The following is a 20,254-nucleotide window of genomic DNA, read 5'->3' on the forward strand; positions in this document are numbered from 1 at the left end:
GCCGAATCAGTCGCCGCTGCGCGGGATCGCGAAGCGGTAGCCGCGGCCACGCACCGTCTCGATCGGCTTCATCGCGCCGTCCGGGTCCAGCTTCTTGCGCAGGCGGCCGATGAAGACCTCCAGCACGTTGGAATCGCGGTCGAAGTCCTGCTGGTAGATGTGCTCGGTGAGGTCGGCCTTCGAGACCAGCTCGCCGGCATGCATCATCAGGTACTCGAGCACCTTGTACTCGTAGCTGGTCAGGTCGACGTTGCCGCCGTTGACGCTGACCGTCTGCGCCGCCAAGTCGAGCATCACCGGGCCGCATTCCAGGGTCGGCTTGCTCCAGCCGGCGGCGCGCCGGACCAGCGCGTTGATCCGCGCCAGCAGCTCTTCGACGTGGAACGGCTTGACCAGGTAGTCGTCGGCGCCCTGCTTGAGGCCATCGACCTTGTCCTGCCAGCTGGAACGCGCGGTCAGGATCAGCACCGGGAACTTCTTGCCTTCGTCGCGCAGGGCCTTGATCAGCTCCATGCCCGACATCTTCGGCAGGCCGAGGTCGATGATGCCGACGTCGAACGGCACCTCGCGGCCCATGTACAGGCCTTCCTCGCCGTCCTGGGCGGCATCCACGGCATAGCCTTCGCGCTTCAGGCGGGCGGCGAGGGTTTCGCGCAGCGGGGCTTCGTCTTCGACGAGCAGGATACGCATGGGAACTCCTTACGAAATGGGATGCCGCAGGGTGTGGCGGTCGGACTCAGGCTGCAGGATCAATCGTCGTCGTCGCGTGCAGGCGGCCGGCGATCGCGGCTGCCGCTGTCGCGGCGCGACGGCGCCGCCGCGCCATCGTTGTCGTTGCGGCGCTGCGGGTCCTGCATGAAGACGCGTACGCGGCCCTGGTCGTCGACCACCTTGACCCGGTGCATGTCGCGGCCGTCGTACTGCACGCGCTCCGCGGACAGCACTTCGCCGCGGGTATCGCGCTCGACCCGGCGCACCGCATCGGACAGGCTGCTGCGCGAATCCTGGTCGCCGCGGCTGTCGTCGCGCTGCTGGCCGCGCCCGCGATCCTGCTGCTGTTGCGCCTGCGCGGACAGCGCCGGCAGCACCGCCATGATGGCGATGGCCAGCAGCTTCAGCGTGGGGGGGCGACGGCGGGACATGGCAACAGCACCTCGGATTCGATGACGCAATTCTGGGCAAACCCGGTGAATCGCCCCTGAAGTTTCCTGAACAGGATACCGCGACGTTCAGATTCGTGGTGAAGGCGTGACGGAGATCAAAAGATCTCGCCGATGCAGCAGCGCAGCGAGCCGCCCGCCGCTTCGACCGCATCCAGGGCCACGGTTTCGATGCGGAAGCCCGCCTCCAGCAGCCGCGCGCGCTGCGCCGGGGCCAATGCGGCGCCGGCCTGTGCGCTCATCCAGACGCTGTCCGCCGACAGCGCGATGCAGTTGCCGACGAAAGCCGCGTGCTCGGCCTCGGTGCAGCTGAGCGCATGCGGGTAGAACCCGGCGATGGCGGCTGCCACCGCCGGATCGGCGAACCCGCGCGGGCAGACCACGGCGGCGCGCCCGGCCAGCACCGCCAGCACCACATTGGCGTGGTACTCGCCGGGGGCGAGATCGAACAGCAGCGTCGCGCGCAGGCCGAACGCTTCGTGCATCAGCCGCGCGCCGGCTTCGTCGCAACGCTCGGACAGGCCGCAGAAGCCGAGGCCGCGGGCGCGGTCGATCACCAGCGCGCCGGTCAGTTCGCAGGGATGCGGCTGGGTGGACAGGTCGATCTCGGCGTAATCGAGCACGCCGCCGAAGAAGCCGCGGATGTCGTCGCGCGCGGCCTCGCGCTGGCGGACTTCGTGGCGCATGCGGCCGACCACATAGCGGCCGGCGGCGGTGCCGAACACGTTGTTGGGGAACACCGCGTCCGGCGTGTCCGGATTGCCGGCGAAGCAGACCGTGGGCAGTACCGTGGAAATCGCCCGCTGCAACGCGCGATGCTCGGCCGACGCGCGCGCCGCGTCGAACGCCGCGGCATCGGCCATGTAGGCGTTGTCCTGCGCCGACTGCTCGGCCAGGGCGAAGCCGTCCGGCGCGACCAGGAAGGCGGCGCGTGCGGTGGCCGGGCCGAAATCGGCATCAAGGCTGCGCGCAAGGCAAAAGAACGCATCCGGATCGCGGGTGATCATGCGGCGGCCCGCTCCCGTTCGGTCAGCGCCAACGCCTGCTCGACCAACGACCAATCGGCGCCCCGCTTGTGCCCGCCTTCGCTCAACACCTGGCGGAATGCGCGCCCGCCGGGCTGGCCGGCGAACAGGCCGAGGATGTGGCGGACGATGTGCTTGAGGAACACGCCGCGCGCCAATTGCGCTTCGACGTAGGGCCGATACGCGCGCAGCAATTCGCCGCGGGTGCGCGATTCGCCGCCGAACCAGGCCACATCGAGTTCATGCAGCAGGTACGGCGTGTGGTACGCCGCGCGGCCCAGCATCGCGCCCTCCACATGCGCGAGGTGCGCGGTCGCTTCCGCGGCGTCGGCGATGCCGCCGTTGACGATGACCTGCAGCTCCGGCCGCTCGCGCTTGAGTTGGTAGGCCCAGTCGTAGCGCAGCGGCGGCACTTCGCGGTTTTCCTTCGGCGACAGGCCCTGCAGCCAGGCATTGCGCGCATGCACCACGAAGGTCCGGCAACCGGCGTCGGCGATCGTGTCGATGAAGGCGAGGAAGCGCGACCATTCGTGGTCGTCGTCGACGCCGAGCCGGCACTTCACCGTGACCGGCGTGTCCGGGATGGCGTCGATCATCGCCGCCACGCTATCCGCCACCAGCGCTGGCTCGCGCATCAGGCAGGCACCGAAGCGCCCGGCCTGCACGCGGTCGGACGGGCAGCCGCAGTTGAGGTTGATCTCGTCGAAACCGTGTTCCGCGCCGATCCGCGCCGCCTGCGCCAGCAGCGCCGGCTCGCTGCCGCCCAGTTGCAGCGCAACCGGATGCTCGGACGGATCCATCGCCAGCAGACGCGCGCGGTCGCCGTGGATCACCGCATTGGCGTGCACCATCTCGCTGTACAGCCGCGCATGCGGCGCCAGCACGCGATGGAAGGCGCGGCAGTGCGCATCGGTCCAGTCCATCATCGGGGCGACGGACAGGCGCAGTTGCTCGACGGCGATGGCGGGGGACGCACGCATGGAGCCGGCATTGTACGGATGGCCATCGCCCGGCCGCACCGCGCGGGCATTGTCACGACGACGGAAACGCTGCCCGGCCCCGTTTCCGGCGGGCCGGGCAGCCGCGGTTGCACCGCCGCTGCAGCAGGACTAACGTGACGGCAGCGCCAGGCCGCGCCACACCCGAGGAGGTTTCCATGCTGCGTGAATACTTCGACGATCGCGTTCTTGGGCATCAACGACTCTCGCGGGTGTTCTGGCTGGAAGGGGTGCTGGCGAGCCAGTTGTTGTTCCTGGCGCTGCTGGCCGCTTTCCAGTACGGCAATGCGACGGTGCTGGTGCTTGCCGTTGCGGCGTTCATCGCCTACACCGCATGGATCATGCGCAGGATCTGGCTCAACGCCTTCAACGTGTCGCGTGCGGAGCTCGGCACCATGGCGCGCGTGCTCACCATCGGCTGGACCATCAACGCGGTCACCGTGTGCGTGTTCCTGGTGCTGGCGAAACTGGGCGGGCAGCCCCTCCAGTTCCTGCAATAAGCGGCGCCCGCCGGCGCCGGCGATCCTGCTGAGACCCGCAAGGCGGGAGCGGAGCGCACAGGCTCCACGGGCGAGCTTGCGGCCGCGACCGCATCGCCGCATGCACCGCGCTTGATCCGGGTCAATCGGCCTGTGCCACGCCGTGGCTAGACTGCGCCGGCAGTTCGCACTGCACTCCGAGTCGCGCGGCCTTCGCCCACGGGCATGGCCGCCGACCGTGGCGGTTGCCGCCACCCGGCGTTGCTGGAAACGGTGCCGCCGCCCGCGCTTGGAAAGGAGCACAACATGGCTGTCCTGGAGGACCGGTTCGGCCGGACCTTCCCCTACCTGCGGCTCTCGGTCATCGAGGCCTGCAACTTCCGCTGCAGCTATTGCCTGCCGGACGGCTTCCATGCGCGGCCGGAGCGGCCGCAACCGCTGGGCCGCGAGGAAATCGCGCGCCTGTTGCGCGGCTTCGCCGAGGTCGGGCTGAGCAAGCTGCGGCTGACCGGCGGCGAGCCCAGCCTGCGCCGCGACCTGCCCGAGATCATCGCGTCCGCGGCGGCGGTGGGCGGCATCGAACGCATCGCCCTGACCACCAACGGCACCCTGCTCGACCGCCGGGTGGCGCGCTGGCGCGAGGCGGGGCTGACCAATCTCAACGTCAGCGTCGACGCGCTGGAGCGCGCCCGTTTCCACGCGATCACCGGTCACGACCGGCTCGACGAGATCCTGCGCGGCATCGAATTGGCGCGCGGCCTGGGCTTCGCCGCGATCAAGCTCAACGCGGTCCTGCTGAAGGGCCTGAACGACGACCAGCTGCCGGCCTGGCTGGACTACCTGCGCGAGCGCGACGTCAGCCTGCGTTTCATCGAGCTCATGCGCACCGGCGACAACGCCGCCTACTTCCAGCGCCACCACCTGCGCGCCGAGGCGCTGGAAGCGCAGTTGCGCGAGACGGGCTGGTCCCTGCTGGCGCGCGCCGCCGACGCCGGCCCGGCGCGCGAATACGCGCATCCGGACTATGCCGGGCGGATCGGCATCATCGCCCCCTATTCGAAGGATTTCTGCGCCGGCTGCAACCGCCTGCGGGTGACCCATACCGGCGACCTGCGGCTGTGCCTGTTCGGCAACGTCGGCATCCCGCTGCGGCCCTGGCTGCAGGACGATGCCGACCGCGACCGCCTGGTCGCGGCGTTGCGCGCGCAGCTGGGCCTGAAGGCGATCGGCCACCGCCTGCAGCAGGGCGAGACCGGCATGACCGCCAACCTGTCGACCATCGGCGGCTGAATGGACGCGTCCGCTTCCGGTTTCCACATGGCCGACGTGCGCCGCAAGCGCCCCGTTCCGCGCCGCGCGGTGGCGGTCGGCGAACTGCGCGCCGGCGCGGCCGGCTACGCGGCCCTGGTCGGCAAGACCCTGCCCAAGGGCGATGCGCTGGCGATGGCCGAAGTGGCCGGTCTGCAGGGCGCCAAGCACGCCGCGCAGCTGATGCCGCTGTGCCATCCGCTGGCGCTCGAGTACGTGGACGTGCGCTGCGTGCCGGTCCCCGAACGCCACGCCATCCGGGTGTACTGCGAGACCGCGCTGACCGCCCGGACCGGGGTGGAGATGGAGGCGCTGGCCGGCGCCAGCGCGGCGCTGCTGACCCTGTACGACCTGACCAAGCCGGTCGAGCCGGCGCTGTCGATCGAAGCGGTGCGCCTGCTGTTCAAGGAAGGCGGCAAGAAGGGTTTGTGGCTCCATCCGGCGGGAATGGGCGAGGACGAACGCGCGCATTACCGTCCGCAATCCGCGCCCAGGCTCGATGGCGAAGCGGTCGCGGTGATCACCCTCAGCGACCGCGCCGCGGCGGGCGTGTACGAGGACAGGAGCGGCGCACTGCTGGAACAGCTGTTGCAGGCAATGGGCGCAGACGTGCGCCGGCGGTTGCTGGCCGATGGCATCGCGCCGCTGGCCGCCGCCCTGCGCGAGGAAGCCGCGTTGGGCACGCCGCTGGTCCTGTGCACCGGCGGTACCGGCTTCGGCCCGCGCGACCTCGCCCCCGAAGCCCTGGCCCAGGTCGCCACCCGCGCGGTGCCCGGCCTGGCCGAACTGTTCCGCGGCGCCAGCAGCGCGCATACCCCGCTGGCCTGGCTGAGCCGCAATGCCAGCGCGCTGGTCGGCGACGGCACCCTGGTGCTGCTGCTGCCCGGCAGCCCGAAGGCGGTGGCGCAGGGCATGGACATCCTCGGCCCGCTGCTGCCGCATGCGCTGGCGATGATGCGCGGGCGGCCGCACGCATGAAGACCATGCTCGCCGTGGACGAAGCGCTGGCGCTGATCCGCGCCGCCTGCGCGCCGCTGCCGGCGGAAACCGTGGCGTTGGCGCAGGCCCGCGGCCGCGTGCTGGCGGCGCCGGTGGACGCCCCGCGCGACCTGCCGCCGTTCGACAACTCGGCGATGGACGGCTTCGCCCTGCGCTGGCGCGAGGACCTGGCCGAAGGCACGGCGATCGCGGTGCTGGCCGAACAGGCCGCGGGCGACGGCATCGCCGGCCAGTCCGACGGCGCCTGCAGCATCATGACCGGCGCGCGCCTGCCGGACGGATTGGACACGGTCGTCCCGGTCGAGGACTGCCGCGTGCTCGAACGCACCGGCGACGGCCGGCCGGCGGCGATCGTGCTGTCGCGCGCGCCGCAGCGGGGCCAGCATGTGCGCCATGCCGGCGAGGACGTGGCGGCCGGCCAGCGCGTGCTGGAGGCCGGCGCGCGGCTGGACGAGGAAGCGCTGCTGGTGCTGCGCGGGATCGGCATCGGCCGCCTGGCGGTACGCCGCCGGCCGCGGCTGGCGCTGGCCTGCACCGGCCGCGAACTGGTGGACGCCGACGGCGCCGAACTCGCGCCCGGGCAGATCGCCAACACCAATGGCCCCTACCTGGAGCAGCTGTTCGCCGAGGCCGGCGCCGAGCTGGTCGAACGCGTCACCCTGCCCGACGAGCCCGCGGCCTTCGCGGCCTGGCTGGCGCGCTGGCTGGAGGCCGGCATCGAGCTGGTGGTGACCACCGGCGCGGTGTCGATGGGCCGCTACGATTTCGTCCCCGACGTACTGCGCGCTGCCGGCGCCGTGCTGCATTTCCACAAGCTGAAGATGCGTCCGGGCAAACCGCTGCTGTTCGCCACCGCCGGCCGCGGCAGCCTGGTGTTCGGCCTGCCCGGCAATCCGGTGTCGAGCGCGGTCGGTGCGCGCTTCTTCGTGGATGCCGCGCTGCGCGCGCTGGCCGGGCGGCCGCCGGAACCGCCGCTGGCGCTGCCGCTGGCCGCCGCGGTGCGCAAGAAGCCGGGCTTTTCCATGCTGCAGAAGGCGGCATTCGCACTGGACGCGCAGGGCCGCCTGCAGGTGCGCCTGCTGCACGGCCAGGAAAGCTTCAAGACCGCGCCGCTGCTGGCGGCGCGCGCCTGGGCCGTGCTGCCCGAGGCCTCCGCCGAGCTTCCCGCCGGGACGCCGGTGCCGGTGTACCCGCTCCGCCCCGGCGGAGCCCCGTTCGATGGACTGCTGCGATGAAGATTTCCCTGCAACTGTTCGGCCGTTTCCGCGACTTCGGCGCCGCCCCCGAGATCGCCCTGGAATTCCCCGGCATCGCCACCGTGGCCGACTTCCGCGCCGCGTTCGACGCCTGGGCGCGCGCGCACTGGCCCGGCTACCCGCCCGGCCTGCTGCAGGCCTCGGCGATCGCCACCGAATCCAGCCTGCTGCGCGCGGACAGCGCCCTGCCCGCCGATGGCCGGCTGGCGCTGCTGCCGCCGGTGAGCGGAGGCTGAGCATGCACGAGCAACCGCACAGCGACCCGCGCATCGCCTGCGCCGTGGTCGACATCGCCGAAGGCCGGCTGGACGTGCAGGCCGCCCTCGATTTCGTCGGCGACGATGCCCATGGCGGCATCGACGTGTTCATCGGCCGCGTGCGCGCGTCCAGCCACGGCCGCCAGTGCGTGGGCATCCACTACGACATGTTCGACGCGCTCGCCCTGAACGTGTTCCGCGCCACCGCCGCGGCGGCGGTCGAACGCTACGGCCCGGCCGCGAAATGCTACGTCGCCCACGCCAAGGGCAGGCTGGCGGTCGGCGACCTGGCGGTGGTGATCGCGTTCGGCAGCCCGCACCGCGACGAGGCCTTCCGCGGCTGCCGCGAAGTGATCGAGGCGGTCAAGCACCAGGCGCCGATCTGGAAGCAGGAGCACTTCGTCGACGGCCTCAGCGAATGGAGCGAGGGCTGCTCGCTGTGCGGCGACGCGCATGCGCAGGCGGGCGATGCGGCCGGCCACGCGCACGCGGAGCCCGCGGCGGTGCGCGCATGAAGCTGCAGGTCGCCTGCGGCCAGCTGCGGCTGCGCCTGTCCGAGCAAGAACTGGCCTTGCTGACCACGCACGGCAGCTTCGCGCAGGCCATGCCCTGCCCCGATGGGCGTGCCGCGCAGTGCCGCCTGGTCCTGGACGCGCAGGCCGAGGCCGGCCAGTGCCGCGGCGACCTGATGGACCTGCAGCTGCTGCTGCCGCGCGCGGCGTTCCTGGCCTTCGCCGCGGAACGCCCGCGCCGCGACGGCTTCGCCTTCGCGCAGGGCCCGCTGCGGATCTCGGTGGAGGTCGACGTGCGCGACAGCCATCGGGTCCGCCGCGATGCCGCGCGATCCGGGTAATTCGCCCCGGGTTGACGCACGTCAATAGCGGAACCCGGCGTTGCCCGCACACTGCCGCGGCCAACGCACGGGATCCACGACATGAGTTATTTCCTCGACCGGCTGAACTTCCTGAAGCCTGCGCCCGAATCCTTTTCGGAGGGACACGGCGCCACCCGCGGCGACGACCGCAGCTGGGAAGACGGTTACCGCCAGCGCTGGCAGTACGACAAGATCGTGCGCTCGACGCATGGGGTGAACTGCACGGGTTCCTGCAGCTGGAAGGTCTACGTCAAGAACGGCCTGGTCACCTGGGAAACCCAGCAGACCGACTACCCGCGCACCCGCCCCGACCTGCCCAACCACGAACCGCGCGGCTGCCCGCGCGGCGCCAGCTATTCCTGGTACCTGTACAGCGCCAACCGGGTGAAGTACCCGCTGGTGCGCAGCGCGCTGCTCAAGCTGTGGCGCGAGGCGCGCAAGGACAAGGCGCCGGTCGACGCCTGGGCCAGCATCGCCGGCGACGAGGCCAAGGCGAAGACCTACAAGTCCAAGCGCGGCATGGGCGGCTTCGTGCGCTCCAGCTGGGACGAGGTCAACGAAATCGTCGCCGCCTCCAACCTGTACACGGTCAAGCGCTGGGGCCCGGACCGGGTGGTCGGCTTCTCGCCGATCCCGGCGATGTCGATGGTCAGCTACGCCGCCGGCGCGCGCTATCTCTCCCTGCTCGGCGGCGCCTGCCTGAGTTTCTACGACTGGTACTGCGACCTGCCGCCGTCCAGCCCGCAGGTGTGGGGCGAGCAGACCGACGTGCCGGAATCGGCCGACTGGTACAACAGCCGCTACATCATCGCCTGGGGCAGCAACGTCCCGCAGACGCGCACGCCGGACGCGCACTTCTTCACCGAGGCGCGCTACAACGGCACCAAGACGGTGGCGATCACCCCCGACTATTCGGAAGTCGCCAAGCTCACCGACCACTGGCTGCATCCCAAGCAGGGCACCGACGCCGCGCTGGCGTTCGCGTTCGGCCACGTGATCCTGAAAGAGTTCCACGTCGACGCGCCGTCGCAGTACTTCACCGACTACTGCCGCCAGTACAGCGACATGCCGCTGCTGGTGCGGCTGGAAAAGCGCGCCGACGGCCGGCTGGTGCCGGAGCGCTTCCTGCGCGCCGCCGACCTCGGCGGGCTGGGCGAGGCCAACAACCCCGAATGGAAGACCCTGGCCTACGACGACGCCACCGGCGAGATCACCGTGCCCAACGGCTCGGTCGGCTTCCGCTGGGGCGAGAAGGGCAAGTGGAACATCGAGGAGAAGGACAGCGGCGGCCGCGAAACCCGCCTGCGCCTGAGCCTGAAGGACCATGCCGACGCCATCGAGGCGGTCAGCTTCCCCTACTTCGGCGGCATCGAGAACGACTACTGGACCGAGTCGAAGTTCGACGAGGTGCTGGAGCGCAACATCCCGGTCAAGCGCCTGACCCTGGCCGACGGCCGGGAATGGGCGGTGGCCAGCGTGTACGACCTGCTGCTGGCGCAGTACGGCGTGGACCGCGGCTTCGGCGGCGGCAACGTGGCCGCCGGCTACGACGACGACATGCCCGGCACCCCGGCCTGGCAGGAACGCATCACCGGCGTGCCGCGCGCCGAGGTCATCGCCATCGCCCGCGAGTTCGCGCGCACCGCGGACAAGACCCGCGGCCGCAGCATGATCATCGTCGGCGCGGCGATGAACCACTGGTTCCACAACGACATGAACTACCGCGGGCTGATCAACATGCTCGTGATGTGCGGCTGCGTCGGCCAGACCGGCGGCGGCTGGGCGCACTACGTGGGCCAGGAGAAGCTGCGCCCGCAGTCGGGCTGGGCGCCGCTGGCGTTCGCCACCGACTGGAGCAAGCCGCCGCGGCAGATGAACGGCACCTCGTTCTTCTACTTCAACTCCAGCCAGTACCGCTACGAGAAGCTCGGCGTCGAGGAAATCCTGTCGCCGCTGGCCGACAAGGCGAAGTACACCGGCTCGCTGGCCGACTTCAACCTGCGCGCGGTGCGGATGGGCTGGCTGCCGGCGATCCCGCAGCTCAACGCCAACCCGATGCAGCTGGTGCGCGACGCCGAACGGGCCGGGATGGCGCCGGTGGACTACGCGGTGGGCAAGCTCAAGGACGGCAGCCTGGACTTCGCCTTCGCCGACCCGGACGCGCCGGAGAATTTCCCGCGCAACCTGTTCATCTGGCGCAGCAACCTGCTGGGCAGCTCCGGCAAGGGCCACGAGTACATGCTCAAGCACCTGCTGGGCACCCGCCACGGCGTGCAGGGCAAGGACCTGGGCGAGCGCGGCGCGACCAAGCCGGAAGAAGTGACGTGGCGCGACGAAGCGCCGGAAGGCAAGCTCGACCTGCTGGTGACGCTCGACTTCCGCATGTGCACCACCGCGCTGTACAGCGACATCGTGCTGCCCACCGCGACCTGGTACGAGAAGAACGACCTCAACACCTCGGACATGCACCCGTTCATCCACCCGCTGTCGAAGGCGGTGGACCCGGCGTGGGAAGCGCGCAGCGACTGGGACATCTTCAAGGGCATCGCCCGCACGGTCAGCGCGCTCGCGCCCGGCGTGCTGGGGGTGGAGAAGGACCTGGTGCTGGTGCCGACCCTGCACGACACGCCCAACGAGATCGCCATGCCCTACGGCGTGACCGACTGGAAGAAGGGCGAGTGCGAACTGATCCCGGGCAAGACCGCGCCGAGCATGGTGGTGGTCGAGCGCGACTACCCGAACCTGTACAAGAAGTTCACCTCGCTCGGCCCGCTGCTGGACAACCAGGGCAACGGCGGCAAGGGCATGGCCTGGGACACCACCCATGAAGTGGAATTCCTCGGCCGGCTCAACCACGAGGTGGACGAAGCCGGCATCAGCCACGGCCGCCCGCAGCTGGAAACCGCGATCGACTGCGCCGAGGCGATCATGCACCTCGCGCCGGAGACCAACGGCCACGTGGCGGTGAAGGCGTGGAAGTCGCTCGAGGGCTTCACCGGGCGCAGCCACACCCACCTGGCGGAAGGCAAGGAACACGAGGCGATCCGCTTCCGCGACATCCAGGCGCAGCCGCGCAAGATCATCAGCTCGCCGATCTGGTCCGGGCTGGAAGACGAGAACGTCAGCTACAACGCCGGCTACACCAACGTCCACGAACTGATCCCGTGGCGCACCCTCACCGGCCGCCAGCAGTTCTACCAGGACCACGAATGGATGCGCGACTTCGGCGAAGCCTTCATGGGCTACCGGCCGCCGGTCGACACCAAGACGATCAAGCCGATCCACGGCAAGAAGCCGAACGGCAACCGCGAGATCGTCCTCAACTGGATCACCCCGCACCAGAAATGGGGCATCCACAGCACCTACAGCGACAACCTGATCATGCAGACGCTGTCGCGCGGCGGGCCGATCGTGTGGCTGTCCGAGGACGACGCGAAGTCGGCCGGGATCGAGGACAACGACTGGATCGAACTGTTCAACGTCAACGGCGCGATCGCCGCGCGCGCGGTGGTCAGCCAGCGCGTGATGAACGGCATCGCGATGATGTACCACGCGCAGGAACGCATCATCAACACGCCCGGCAGCGAGGTCACCGGCACCCGCGGCGGCATCCACAACTCGGTGACCCGGGTGGTGGTGAAGCCCACCCACATGATCGGCGGCTACGCGCAGCTGGCCTACGGCTTCAACTACTACGGCACGGTGGGCACCAACCGCGACGAACTGGTGGTGGTGCGCAAGATGGACAAGGTCGATTGGCTGGACGGCGAAGCCGTGCCCGCGGCCGCCAAGGAGGTGGTGTGATGAAGGTCCGTGCCCAGATCGCGATGGTCCTGAACCTGGACAAGTGCATCGGCTGCCATACCTGCTCGATCACCTGCAAGAACGTGTGGACCAGCCGCGAAGGCGTGGAATACGCGTGGTTCAACAACGTCGAGACCAAGCCCGGCATCGGCTATCCCAAGGAATGGGAGAACCAGCGCAAGTGGAACGGCGGCTGGGTGCGCGGCGCCAACGGCAGGATCAGCCTCAAGGCCGGCGGCCGCCTGCGCCTGCTGGCCAAGATCTTCGCCAACCCCGACCTGCCGCAGATCGACGACTACTACGAGCCGTTCGACTTCGACTACCAGCACCTGCACCAGGCGCCCGAGGGCCAGCACCAGCCGACCGCGCGGCCGCGTTCGCTGATCAGCGGCGAGCGCATGCAGAAGATCCACTGGGGCCCGAACTGGGAGGAGATCCTCGGCACCGAGTTCGCCAAGCGCAGCAAGGACAGCAACTTCGACGGCGTGCAGCGCGAGATCTACGGCGCGTTCGAGAAGACCTTCATGATGTACCTGCCGCGGCTGTGCGAGCACTGCCTCAACCCGGCCTGCGTGGCGTCCTGCCCGAGCGGCGCGATCTACAAGCGCGAGGAGGACGGCATCGTCCTGATCGACCAGGACAAGTGCCGCGGCTGGCGCATGTGCGTGTCCGCCTGCCCGTACAAGAAGATCTACTACAACTGGAAGTCGGGCAAATCCGAGAAGTGCATCTTCTGCTACCCGCGCATCGAGATGGGCGAGCCGACGGTGTGCTCGGAAACCTGCGTGGGCCGCATCCGCTACCTCGGGGTGATGCTGTACGACGCCGACCGCATCCAGGAAGCGGCCTCGGTGCCGTCGGAGAAGGACCTGTACCAGGCCCACCTCGACATCTTCCTCGACCCGACCGACCCCAAGGTCATCGAGGCCGCGCGCGCCGAAGGCATCCCCGACAGCTGGCTGGACGCGGCCCGGGCCTCGCCGGTGTACAAGCTGGCGATCGACTGGAAGCTGGCACTGCCGCTGCACCCGGAATACCGCACCCTGCCGATGGTCTGGTACGTGCCGCCGCTGTCGCCGATCCAGTCGGCCGCGGATGCCGGCCGGATCGGCAAGAACGGCGAGATCCCGGACGTGAAGTCGCTGCGCATCCCGGTGCGCTACCTGGCCAACCTGCTGACCGCGGGCGACGAGGCGCCGGTGGTGCGGGCGATGGAACGCATGCTGGCGATGCGCGCCTGGCGCCGGGCGATGCACGTGGACGGCGTGGAGGACCTGGAGGTGCTGCAGCAGGCCGGACTGAGCCTGCACCAGGCCGAGGAGATGTACCGCTACCTCGCGATCGCCAACTACGAGGATCGCTTCGTGATCCCGAGCGCGCACCGCGAATACGCCAACGACGCCTTCGGCGAGCGCGGCGGCTGCGGCTTCACCTTCGGCAACGGCTGCTCGCCGTCGACACCGGCGGAAGCGCTGTTCGGCGGCCGCTCGACCCAGACCTACCAGGTGCCGCCGGCGCGCCAGTTGCCGGTCAGGGAAAAGGCATGAAGCTGCTCAAGCTGATCGCGGTGCTGCTGGACTACCCGCAGGAGGAACTGTGGGAACACGCCGGGGAGCTGCGCGCCGCCTGCGACGACCCGGCGCTGCCGCCGGCGCGCCGCGCCGCGCTGCGCGGCTTCGCCGACGGGCTGATGGCGCAGGAACCGATGGCGGCGCAGGAGCGCTGGCTGGAACTGTTCGACCGCGGCCGGGCGATGAGCCTGCTGCTGTTCGAGCACATCCACGGCGAATCGCGCGACCGCGGCCAGGCGATGGTGGACCTGCTGGCGACCTACCGCGGGCACGGCTTCGCGCTGGGCGCCAAGCAACTCCCCGACTACCTGCCGGTGGTGCTTGAGTACCTGTCGCTGCGGCCGGTCGAGGAGGTGCGCGACTGGCTCGGCCACGTCGCCCACATCCTCGAACTGCTGGCCGCGCGCGCGCAGGAACGCGGCAGCGCGTATGCGGTCCTACTGGAAACCCTGGTGGAAACCGCCACCGGCAAGGTCGACCTGGCGCTGCTGCGCGCGCGCGTGGCGGGCGAGGAGCGCGACGACACGCCGGAGGCGATGGATCGCGTGTGGGAAGAAGAAGCGGTGCGTTTCGGGGCCGAGGCCCCAGGCGAAGAGTGCAACCCCCGACCCGGCTGCCGTCGGGCGCGAAGCGGATCGAACCCACGGTGACGCCATGAACTACATCGATACCCTGCTGTTCCAGTTCTATCCCTACATTGCGCTGGCGGTGTTCGCGGTCGGCTGCTGGGCGCGCTTCGACTTCGCCCCCTACACCTGGCGCACCGGTTCCAGCCAGCTGCTGTCCGGCAAGTGGATGCGGCTGGGCAGCAACTGGTTCCACGTCGGCGTGCTGGCGATCCTGGGCGGCCACCTGGTCGGCCTGCTGACCCCGCACGCGGTGTACGAGCATTTCATCAGCGCGCCGCAGAAGCAGCTGCTGGCGATGGTGGTCGGCGGCATCTTCGGCGCGATGTGCTTCGTCGGCCTGAGCATCCTGCTGGCGCGGCGGCTGTTCAACCCGCGCATCCGCGCGACCTCCAGCGGCCGCGACATCCTGATCCTGGCGCTGCTGTACATCCAGCTGATCCTGGGCCTGTGCTCGATCTACGTGTCGAGCGGGCACATGGACGGCGACCAGATGATCAAGCTGGGCGAATGGGCGCAGCACATCGTCACCTTCCGCGGCGGCGCCGCCGGCTACATCGCCGACGCGCACTGGATCTTCAAGGCGCATGTGTTCCTCGGCATGACCCTGATCCTGCTGACGCCGTTCACCCGCCTGGTCCACGTGTGGTCGATCCCGCTGGCCTACCTGACCCGGCCGTACCAGCTGGTGCGCAAGCGCCAGCGCCCGCTGCAATACAAGGCGCGCTGAGCCATGGCCACGCGTGCGATCCCGATCGTGATGGATGCCGGCCCGCTGTCGGACGCGGCGGCCAGGGCCGCGGCCGACGGCCACGCCGCGCACGACGACGACCCCAGCAAGCCGCTTGCCGGCCCGGCGCCGGTCTACGTGCAGGTCGGCGACACGCCGATCGACGAGGCCGAGATCGCCCGCGAGATGCAGTTCCACCGCGCGCACGACCCGCACGCCGCGCGCGAGGCGGCGGCCACCACCCTGGTCGTGCGCGAGCTGGTGCGGCGCGAATGCGCGCGCCTGCAGCTGGCGGTGACGGCCGAGGACGGCGAAACCGAAGACGAGGCGCGGGTGCGCGCGCTGGTCGCGGAAGCGCTGGACGTGCCGGCCGCCGACGAGGCCGCGCTGCGCCAGTACTACGAGGCCAACCGCGCGCGCCTGCACCATCCCGACGGCATCCGCGCGCGCCACATCCTGCTGGCCGCGGCGCCGGCCGACATCGGCGCGCGCCAGCGCGCGCAGCAGCGCGGCGAGGAACTGGTCGCGGCGCTGCGCGCGGAGCCCGACCGCTTCGGCGAATTCGCGATGCGCCATTCCGCCTGCCCGTCGCGCGACCAGGGCGGCGAGCTGGGCTGGATCGAGCGCGGCGACACCGTGCCCGAGTTCGACCGCCAGCTGTTCATGCTCAAGCCCGGGCTGGCCGGGCTGACCGTGGAAACCCGCTACGGCCATCACGTGGTCGAGGTGCTGGAGCGCGTCGACGGCGAACCGCTGGCGTTCGAGGACGCGCGCAGCCGCGTCGCCGCCTACCTGGAAACCCAGGCGCGGCAGAACGCCCTGCACCAATACCTGCACATCCTGGCCGAGCGCTACGGGGTCGAGGGCATCGCCCTGTCGGCGTGAGCCGGTGAACGCGCCCCTGCTGGCGGCATTGCGCGGCCTGCTCGGCGAGGCCCATGTGCTGGCCGGCGACGGCCTGCAGGCCTACGAAACCGACTGGCGTGGGCGCTACCGCGGCCGTGCGCTGGCGGTGGTGCGTCCGGCCGACACCGCCCAGGTCGCGGCGGTGGTGCGCCTGTGCGCCGCGCATGCGGTGCCGATCGTGCCGCAGGGCGGCAACACCGGGCTGGTCGGCGGCGGCGTGCCGGACGCCAGCGGCACCCAGCTGGTACTGAGCCTGTCGCGCATGCGCCGGATCCGCGCGCTCGATGCCGACAACCTCACCGTCACCGTCGAAGCCGGCTGCGTGCTGCAGGCGCTGCAGGACGCGGCGGCCGCGCACGGCCTGTTGTTCCCGCTGCGGCTGGGCTCCGAGGGCAGCTGCACGATCGGCGGCAACCTGGCGAGCAACGCCGGCGGCACCCAGGTGCTGCGCTATGGCAACGCCCGCGAGCTGTGCCTGGGCCTGGAAGTGGTGACCGCCGCCGGCGAGGTGTGGGAAGGCCTGTCCGGCCTGCGCAAGGACAATACCGGCTACGACCTGCGCGACCTGTTCGTCGGCAGCGAGGGCACGCTGGGGATCATCACCGCCGCCACCCTGAAGCTGTATCCGCGTCCCGCGGCCACCCTGGTCGCGCTGGCCGCCTGTGCGGACATCGAGGCGGTGATCGGCCTGTTGCGGCTCGCCCGCGCGCGCTTCGACGCCGCGCTCACCGGCTTCGAAATCGTCGAGCGTTTCGCGCTGCAACGGGTCGCGCGCCATTTCCCGCAGCTGCGGCAACCGTTCCCCGAGGCGCCGTGGACGGTGCTGCTGGAACTGGCCGCCGGCAGCGAGGAAGACGCACGCCGGCCACTGGACGCCATGCTGGGCGAGGCCGCCAGCCGCGCGCTGGCCAGCGACGCGACGATCGCCGCGAATTCGGCGCAGGCGCGCGAACTGTGGCAGCTGCGCGAAGCGGTTCCGCTGGCGCAGGCGCGCGACGGCCTCAACATCAAGCACGACATCGGCTTGCCGGTGTCGGCGGTGCCGGCCTTCCTGCGCGAGATGGACGCCACGCTCGCGGCGGCCGTGCCCGGCGTGCGCCCGGTGGTGTTCGGCCACCTCGGCGACGGCAACCTGCACTACAACCTGCAGGCGCCGGAACGCATGCCGGCGGAAGCGTTCCTGCGCCGGCACGAAGCCGGGCTCAACCGCTGCGTGCACGATGCGGCGCTGGCGCACGGCGGCACGTTTTCCGCGGAACACGGCATCGGCGCGCTCAAGGCGGACGAACTGGCCGCGCGCAAGTCGCCGGTGGCGCTGGCGATGATGCGCGCGATCAAGCGCGCGCTGGATCCGCAGGGCCTGTTGAACCCGGGACGGGTGCTGCCGCACGACTGAATCGCGCGCCGCCGGCGGGCGCGAACGGCATCGCCGCCACCAGCTTGACCTGGATCAAGCTGCGCGCGCGCGCGATTGATAGGCGTCAATTCCGCCATCGCGCGGCGCTGCCAAGATGCCTGCAACCAAGACCGAATGCGCAATCCGCCACGGAGTCGCCATGTCCTCGCTGCCCCAATCCACCCTCCTGCCCACCGGCACCTGGCTGTCCCGTTGGGAACCCGAGGACCAGGCGTTCTGGTCCGCGGGCGGCACCGCCATCGCATGGCGCACGCTGGCGCTGACCACGGTCAACCTCACCCTCGCCTTCGCCGCCTGGTTCCTGGTCTCGGCGCTGGTGGTGCGGCTGCCGCAGGTCGGCTACAACTTCAGCGCCAGCCAGCTGTTCTGGCTGACCGCGATGCCCGGGCTGGCCGGCGGCACGCTGCGCCTGATCCACATGTTCCTGACCCCGATGTACGGCACCCGGCACGTGGTCAGCCTGTCCACGCTCTCGCTGCTGGTGCCGCTGCTCGGCTGGTTCTACGCGGTGCAGGACCCGACCGTGCCGTACTGGGTGCTGCTGCTGCTGTCGTTCCTGGCCGGTCTGGGCGGCGGCAACTTCTCCTCGTTCATGCCGTCCACCAGCCTGTTCTTCCCGAAGCGGCTGCTGGGCACCGCGCTGGCGATCCAGGCCGGCATCGGCAACCTGGGCGTGTCGATCGTGCAGTTCGTGACGCCGTGGATCATCGGCTTCGCCCTGCTCGGCGGCGCCGCGTTCATGGGCGACAGCCAGACCCTGACCAAGAACGGGGTCCAGAGCCAGGTCTACCTGCAGAACGCCGCGGCGGTGCTCATCCCGTTCGTGGCGACGTTCGGTGCCACCGCCTGGCTGCTGCTGAAGTCGGTCCCGGTCAAGGCCAACTTCGCCGAGCAGTTCGACATCTTCAAGTCGCGCCACACCTGGTCGATGACCTCGCTGTACATGATGACCTTCGGCGGCTTCTCCGGTCTGGCGGCGACCTTCCCGCTGCTGATCAAGCAGGGCTTCGGCGGCTTCGAGGGCGCACCGGATCCGCTCAAGTACGCGTTCTGGGGGCCGCTGGTGGGATCGCTCGCACGCGTCGCCGCCGGCCCGCTGTCGGACAAGCTGGGCGGCGCGCGCGTGACCCAGTGGGCCGGCATCGGGATGGTGGCCTGCGCGGTGCTGGTGGCGATGTTCGTGACGCCCGACTCGATGGCCGAGTTCCCGAAGTTCGTCGCCGCGATGCTGGCGCTGTTCTTCTTCGCCGGCATCGGCAACGCCTCCACCTTCAAGCAGATGCCGATGCTGTTCGCGCCGCGGCAAGCGGCCGGCGTGATCGGTTTCACCGCGGCGATCGCGGCCTACGGCCCGTTCCTGTTCGGCATGTTGTTCGCGTGGGCGTTCGGCACCTTCGATTCGGCGCGGCCGGTGTTCTTCGGCCTGGCCGCGTTCTTCGCCTGCAACGTGGCGCTGAACTGGCGGATGTACGCGCGCCGCGGCGCCGCCAATCCCTGCTGATCCCCGGAGACCGACCCCATGCACGCCACCCCGGCACTTCCCTCCAGCGGCCAGCAGAACCGGGCCCTGTGGAGCAGCACCTTCGCCTTCACCGTGTGCTTCGCGGTGTGGACGATCTTTTCGATCATCGGCATCCAGATCAAGCAGGACCTGGGCCTGAGCGATACCCAGTTCGGCCTGCTCGCGGCCACCCCGATCCTCACCGGCTCGCTGATCCGCCTGTTCCTGGGCGTGTGGACCGAGCAGTACGGCGGCCGCATCGTGTTCACCCTGGTGATGCTGGCCGGCGCCACCGCCACCTGGATGCTGACCTACGCGCATACCTATCCGCAGTTCCTGCTGGCCGCGCTGGCGGTGGGCGTGGCCGGCGGCTCGTTCGCGGTGGGCATCGCCTACGTGTCGAAGTGGTTCCCGCAGGAGAAGCAGGGCACCGCGCTCGGCATCTTCGGCGCCGGCAACGTCGGCTCCGCGGTGACCAAGCTGCTGGCGCCGATGGTGATGGCGGCCTACGGCTGGCACGGCGTGGCGCGCGCCTGGGCGGTGGGCCTGGCGGTGGTCGCGGTGCTGTTCTTCCTGTTCGCCAAGGACGATCCGGGCCTGGCCCGGCGCCGCGCCGAAGGCGTCAGGCCGGTGCCGTTCGCCGAGCAGATGAAGCCGCTGCGCAACCTGCAGGTATGGCGCTTCTCGCTGTACTACTTCTTCGTGTTCGGCGCGTTCGTGGCGCTGGCGCTGTGGCTGCCGCACTACCTGACCGGCGCCTACGGGCTGGACGTGAAGACCGCCGGCCTGATCGCGGCCTGCTACTCGATCCCGGCCAGCCTGTTCCGCATCGTCGGCGGCTGGCTGTCGGACCGGATCGGCGCGCGCCGGGTGATGTACTGGACCTTCAGCGTGGCGGTCGCGTGCACCTTCCTGCTGTCGTATCCCGCCACCAGCTACACCATCGACGGCATCGAGGGACCGATCCAGTTCCGGCTGGCGGTGGGCGTGGTGCCGTTCACCGTGCTGGTGTTCGTGCTGGGCTTCTTCATGTCGCTGGGCAAGGCCGCGGTGTACAAGCACATCCCGGTCTACTACCCGAACAACGTGGGCGCGGTCGGCGGCGTGGTCGGCATGATCGGCGGGCTTGGCGGCTTCCTGCTGCCGATCGCGTTCGGCGCGATGAACGATGCGATCGGCGTATGGACCAGCTGCTTCATGCTGCTGTTCGTGCTGGTCGCTTGCGCGCTGCTGTGGATGCACTTCGCGATCCGCCGCATGGAGGTCTCGCGCCATCCGCAGCTCGCCAGGGAAACCGACCTGCCGGAAATCATGGCGCTGCCGCAGGCAGGGCGCTGAGCCGG

Annotated in this window: 19 protein-coding genes and 1 riboswitch; of the genes, 15 read left to right on the forward strand and 4 right to left on the reverse strand. The window is 70.2% G+C overall.

The features are described 5' to 3' along the window. Positions 1-6 precede the first annotated feature (6 nt). The 4 genes from FHQ07_RS06945 to dusA form a co-directional block, all read right to left on the reverse strand. Positions 7-690, reverse strand: a complete 684-nt coding sequence (locus tag FHQ07_RS06945; RefSeq protein ID WP_139716123.1) for a response regulator transcription factor — start codon at positions 688-690, stop codon at positions 7-9. Between the two features lie 59 nt (positions 691-749). Continuing rightward, positions 750-1,142 carry a PepSY domain-containing protein gene (locus FHQ07_RS06950; protein ID WP_139716124.1) on the reverse strand — a complete coding sequence of 131 codons (393 nt, stop codon included), beginning with the start codon at positions 1,140-1,142 and terminating at the stop codon, positions 750-752. A 116-nt stretch (positions 1,143-1,258) separates the two neighbouring features. Then, entirely contained in the window at positions 1,259-2,167 is a 909-nt protein-coding gene (locus tag FHQ07_RS06955; RefSeq protein WP_139716125.1) for an arginine deiminase-related protein, read from the reverse strand. Then, positions 2,164-3,165 (reverse strand): tRNA dihydrouridine(20/20a) synthase DusA, encoded by a 1,002-nt coding sequence (gene dusA / locus FHQ07_RS06960; RefSeq protein ID WP_139716126.1) that lies wholly within the window; start codon positions 3,163-3,165, stop codon positions 2,164-2,166. Before dusA ends, FHQ07_RS06955 begins: the two co-directional genes overlap by 4 nt. Positions 3,166-3,341: 176 nt before the next feature. Here dusA and FHQ07_RS06965 point away from each other — a divergent pair, with 176 nt between their 5' ends. From FHQ07_RS06965 to FHQ07_RS07035, 15 genes are all read left to right on the forward strand, one after another. After that, positions 3,342-3,683, forward strand: a complete 342-nt coding sequence (locus FHQ07_RS06965) for a hypothetical protein (protein WP_139716127.1) — start codon at positions 3,342-3,344, stop codon at positions 3,681-3,683. A 162-nt stretch (positions 3,684-3,845) separates the two neighbouring features. Continuing rightward, positions 3,846-3,978, forward strand: a riboswitch (molybdenum cofactor riboswitch). Then, entirely contained in the window at positions 3,969-4,952 is a 984-nt protein-coding gene (gene moaA / locus FHQ07_RS06970; RefSeq protein ID WP_139716128.1) for a GTP 3',8-cyclase MoaA, read from the forward strand. (Overlaps the previous riboswitch by 10 nt.) Continuing rightward, complete coding sequence (gene moaCB, locus FHQ07_RS06975) at positions 4,953-5,948, forward strand: bifunctional molybdenum cofactor biosynthesis protein MoaC/MoaB (protein WP_139716129.1); 996 nt, start codon at positions 4,953-4,955, stop codon at positions 5,946-5,948. A gap of 5 nt (positions 5,949-5,953) precedes the next feature. Beyond that, positions 5,954-7,204 carry a molybdopterin-binding protein gene (locus tag FHQ07_RS06980; protein ID WP_139717921.1) on the forward strand — a complete coding sequence of 417 codons (1,251 nt, stop codon included), beginning with the start codon at positions 5,954-5,956 and terminating at the stop codon, positions 7,202-7,204. Then, positions 7,201-7,461, forward strand: coding sequence for a MoaD/ThiS family protein (locus FHQ07_RS06985; protein WP_139716130.1), 261 nt, complete (start codon positions 7,201-7,203; stop codon positions 7,459-7,461). The genes FHQ07_RS06980 and FHQ07_RS06985 overlap by 4 nt, the downstream gene beginning before the upstream one ends. 2 nt (positions 7,462-7,463) lie before the next feature. Next, positions 7,464-7,997, forward strand: a complete 534-nt coding sequence (locus FHQ07_RS06990; protein WP_139716131.1) for a molybdenum cofactor biosynthesis protein MoaE — start codon at positions 7,464-7,466, stop codon at positions 7,995-7,997. Beyond that, positions 7,994-8,335 carry a hypothetical protein gene (locus FHQ07_RS06995; RefSeq protein WP_139716132.1) on the forward strand — a complete coding sequence of 114 codons (342 nt, stop codon included), beginning with the start codon at positions 7,994-7,996 and terminating at the stop codon, positions 8,333-8,335. Before FHQ07_RS06990 ends, FHQ07_RS06995 begins: the two co-directional genes overlap by 4 nt. A gap of 81 nt (positions 8,336-8,416) precedes the next feature. Continuing rightward, the gene (locus FHQ07_RS07000) at positions 8,417-12,160 is read left to right on the forward strand and encodes a nitrate reductase subunit alpha (protein WP_139716133.1); all 3,744 of its coding nucleotides are present in this window, start codon (positions 8,417-8,419) and stop codon (positions 12,158-12,160) included. Continuing rightward, on the forward strand, positions 12,160-13,707 hold the full coding sequence (gene narH / locus FHQ07_RS07005; RefSeq protein ID WP_139716134.1) for a nitrate reductase subunit beta: 1,548 nt from the start codon (positions 12,160-12,162) through the stop codon (positions 13,705-13,707). Before FHQ07_RS07000 ends, narH begins: the two co-directional genes overlap by 1 nt. Continuing rightward, positions 13,704-14,381, forward strand: a complete 678-nt coding sequence (gene narJ, locus FHQ07_RS07010) for a nitrate reductase molybdenum cofactor assembly chaperone (protein ID WP_139716135.1) — start codon at positions 13,704-13,706, stop codon at positions 14,379-14,381. Before narH ends, narJ begins: the two co-directional genes overlap by 4 nt. 4 nt (positions 14,382-14,385) lie before the next feature. After that, positions 14,386-15,087: a respiratory nitrate reductase subunit gamma gene (gene narI / locus FHQ07_RS07015; RefSeq protein ID WP_139716136.1), complete on the forward strand. Its 702-nt coding sequence runs from the start codon at positions 14,386-14,388 to the stop codon at positions 15,085-15,087. Between the two features lie 3 nt (positions 15,088-15,090). Continuing rightward, positions 15,091-15,972, forward strand: a complete 882-nt coding sequence (locus FHQ07_RS07020; RefSeq protein WP_139716137.1) for a peptidylprolyl isomerase — start codon at positions 15,091-15,093, stop codon at positions 15,970-15,972. 4 nt (positions 15,973-15,976) lie between these two features. Further along, on the forward strand, positions 15,977-17,389 hold the full coding sequence (locus FHQ07_RS07025; RefSeq protein ID WP_139716138.1) for an FAD-binding oxidoreductase: 1,413 nt from the start codon (positions 15,977-15,979) through the stop codon (positions 17,387-17,389). A 160-nt stretch (positions 17,390-17,549) separates the two neighbouring features. Continuing rightward, a complete protein-coding gene (locus tag FHQ07_RS07030) occupies positions 17,550-18,911 on the forward strand; it encodes an MFS transporter (protein WP_139716139.1) in 1,362 nt (453 codons plus the stop codon). A gap of 18 nt (positions 18,912-18,929) precedes the next feature. Beyond that, positions 18,930-20,249, forward strand: a complete 1,320-nt coding sequence (locus FHQ07_RS07035) for an MFS transporter (RefSeq protein WP_139716140.1) — start codon at positions 18,930-18,932, stop codon at positions 20,247-20,249. Positions 20,250-20,254 lie beyond the last annotated feature (5 nt).

Source organism: Thermomonas aquatica (assembly GCF_006337105.1).
GTDB classification, from domain to species: Bacteria; Pseudomonadota; Gammaproteobacteria; order Xanthomonadales; family Xanthomonadaceae; genus Thermomonas; species Thermomonas aquatica.

What these genes read in the sequence shown, in the direction of transcription:
- FHQ07_RS06945 (WP_139716123.1), bottom strand. Translation starts at nt 690, where the DNA reads ATGCGTATCCTGCTCGTCGAAGACGAAGCCCCGCTGCGCGAAACCCTC.
- FHQ07_RS06950 (WP_139716124.1), bottom strand. Translation starts at nt 1,142, where the DNA reads ATGTCCCGCCGTCGCCCCCCCACGCTGAAGCTGCTGGCCATCGCCATC.
- FHQ07_RS06955 (WP_139716125.1), bottom strand. Translation starts at nt 2,167, where the DNA reads ATGATCACCCGCGATCCGGATGCGTTCTTTTGCCTTGCGCGCAGCCTT.
- dusA (WP_139716126.1), bottom strand. Translation starts at nt 3,165, where the DNA reads ATGCGTGCGTCCCCCGCCATCGCCGTCGAGCAACTGCGCCTGTCCGTC.
- FHQ07_RS06965 (WP_139716127.1), top strand. Translation starts at nt 3,342, where the DNA reads ATGCTGCGTGAATACTTCGACGATCGCGTTCTTGGGCATCAACGACTC.
- moaA (WP_139716128.1), top strand. Translation starts at nt 3,969, where the DNA reads ATGGCTGTCCTGGAGGACCGGTTCGGCCGGACCTTCCCCTACCTGCGG.
- moaCB (WP_139716129.1), top strand. Translation starts at nt 4,953, where the DNA reads ATGGACGCGTCCGCTTCCGGTTTCCACATGGCCGACGTGCGCCGCAAG.
- FHQ07_RS06980 (WP_139717921.1), top strand. Translation starts at nt 5,954, where the DNA reads ATGCTCGCCGTGGACGAAGCGCTGGCGCTGATCCGCGCCGCCTGCGCG.
- FHQ07_RS06985 (WP_139716130.1), top strand. Translation starts at nt 7,201, where the DNA reads ATGAAGATTTCCCTGCAACTGTTCGGCCGTTTCCGCGACTTCGGCGCC.
- FHQ07_RS06990 (WP_139716131.1), top strand. Translation starts at nt 7,464, where the DNA reads ATGCACGAGCAACCGCACAGCGACCCGCGCATCGCCTGCGCCGTGGTC.
- FHQ07_RS06995 (WP_139716132.1), top strand. Translation starts at nt 7,994, where the DNA reads ATGAAGCTGCAGGTCGCCTGCGGCCAGCTGCGGCTGCGCCTGTCCGAG.
- FHQ07_RS07000 (WP_139716133.1), top strand. Translation starts at nt 8,417, where the DNA reads ATGAGTTATTTCCTCGACCGGCTGAACTTCCTGAAGCCTGCGCCCGAA.
- narH (WP_139716134.1), top strand. Translation starts at nt 12,160, where the DNA reads ATGAAGGTCCGTGCCCAGATCGCGATGGTCCTGAACCTGGACAAGTGC.
- narJ (WP_139716135.1), top strand. Translation starts at nt 13,704, where the DNA reads ATGAAGCTGCTCAAGCTGATCGCGGTGCTGCTGGACTACCCGCAGGAG.
- narI (WP_139716136.1), top strand. Translation starts at nt 14,386, where the DNA reads ATGAACTACATCGATACCCTGCTGTTCCAGTTCTATCCCTACATTGCG.
- FHQ07_RS07020 (WP_139716137.1), top strand. Translation starts at nt 15,091, where the DNA reads ATGGCCACGCGTGCGATCCCGATCGTGATGGATGCCGGCCCGCTGTCG.
- FHQ07_RS07030 (WP_139716139.1), top strand. Translation starts at nt 17,550, where the DNA reads ATGTCCTCGCTGCCCCAATCCACCCTCCTGCCCACCGGCACCTGGCTG.
- FHQ07_RS07035 (WP_139716140.1), top strand. Translation starts at nt 18,930, where the DNA reads ATGCACGCCACCCCGGCACTTCCCTCCAGCGGCCAGCAGAACCGGGCC.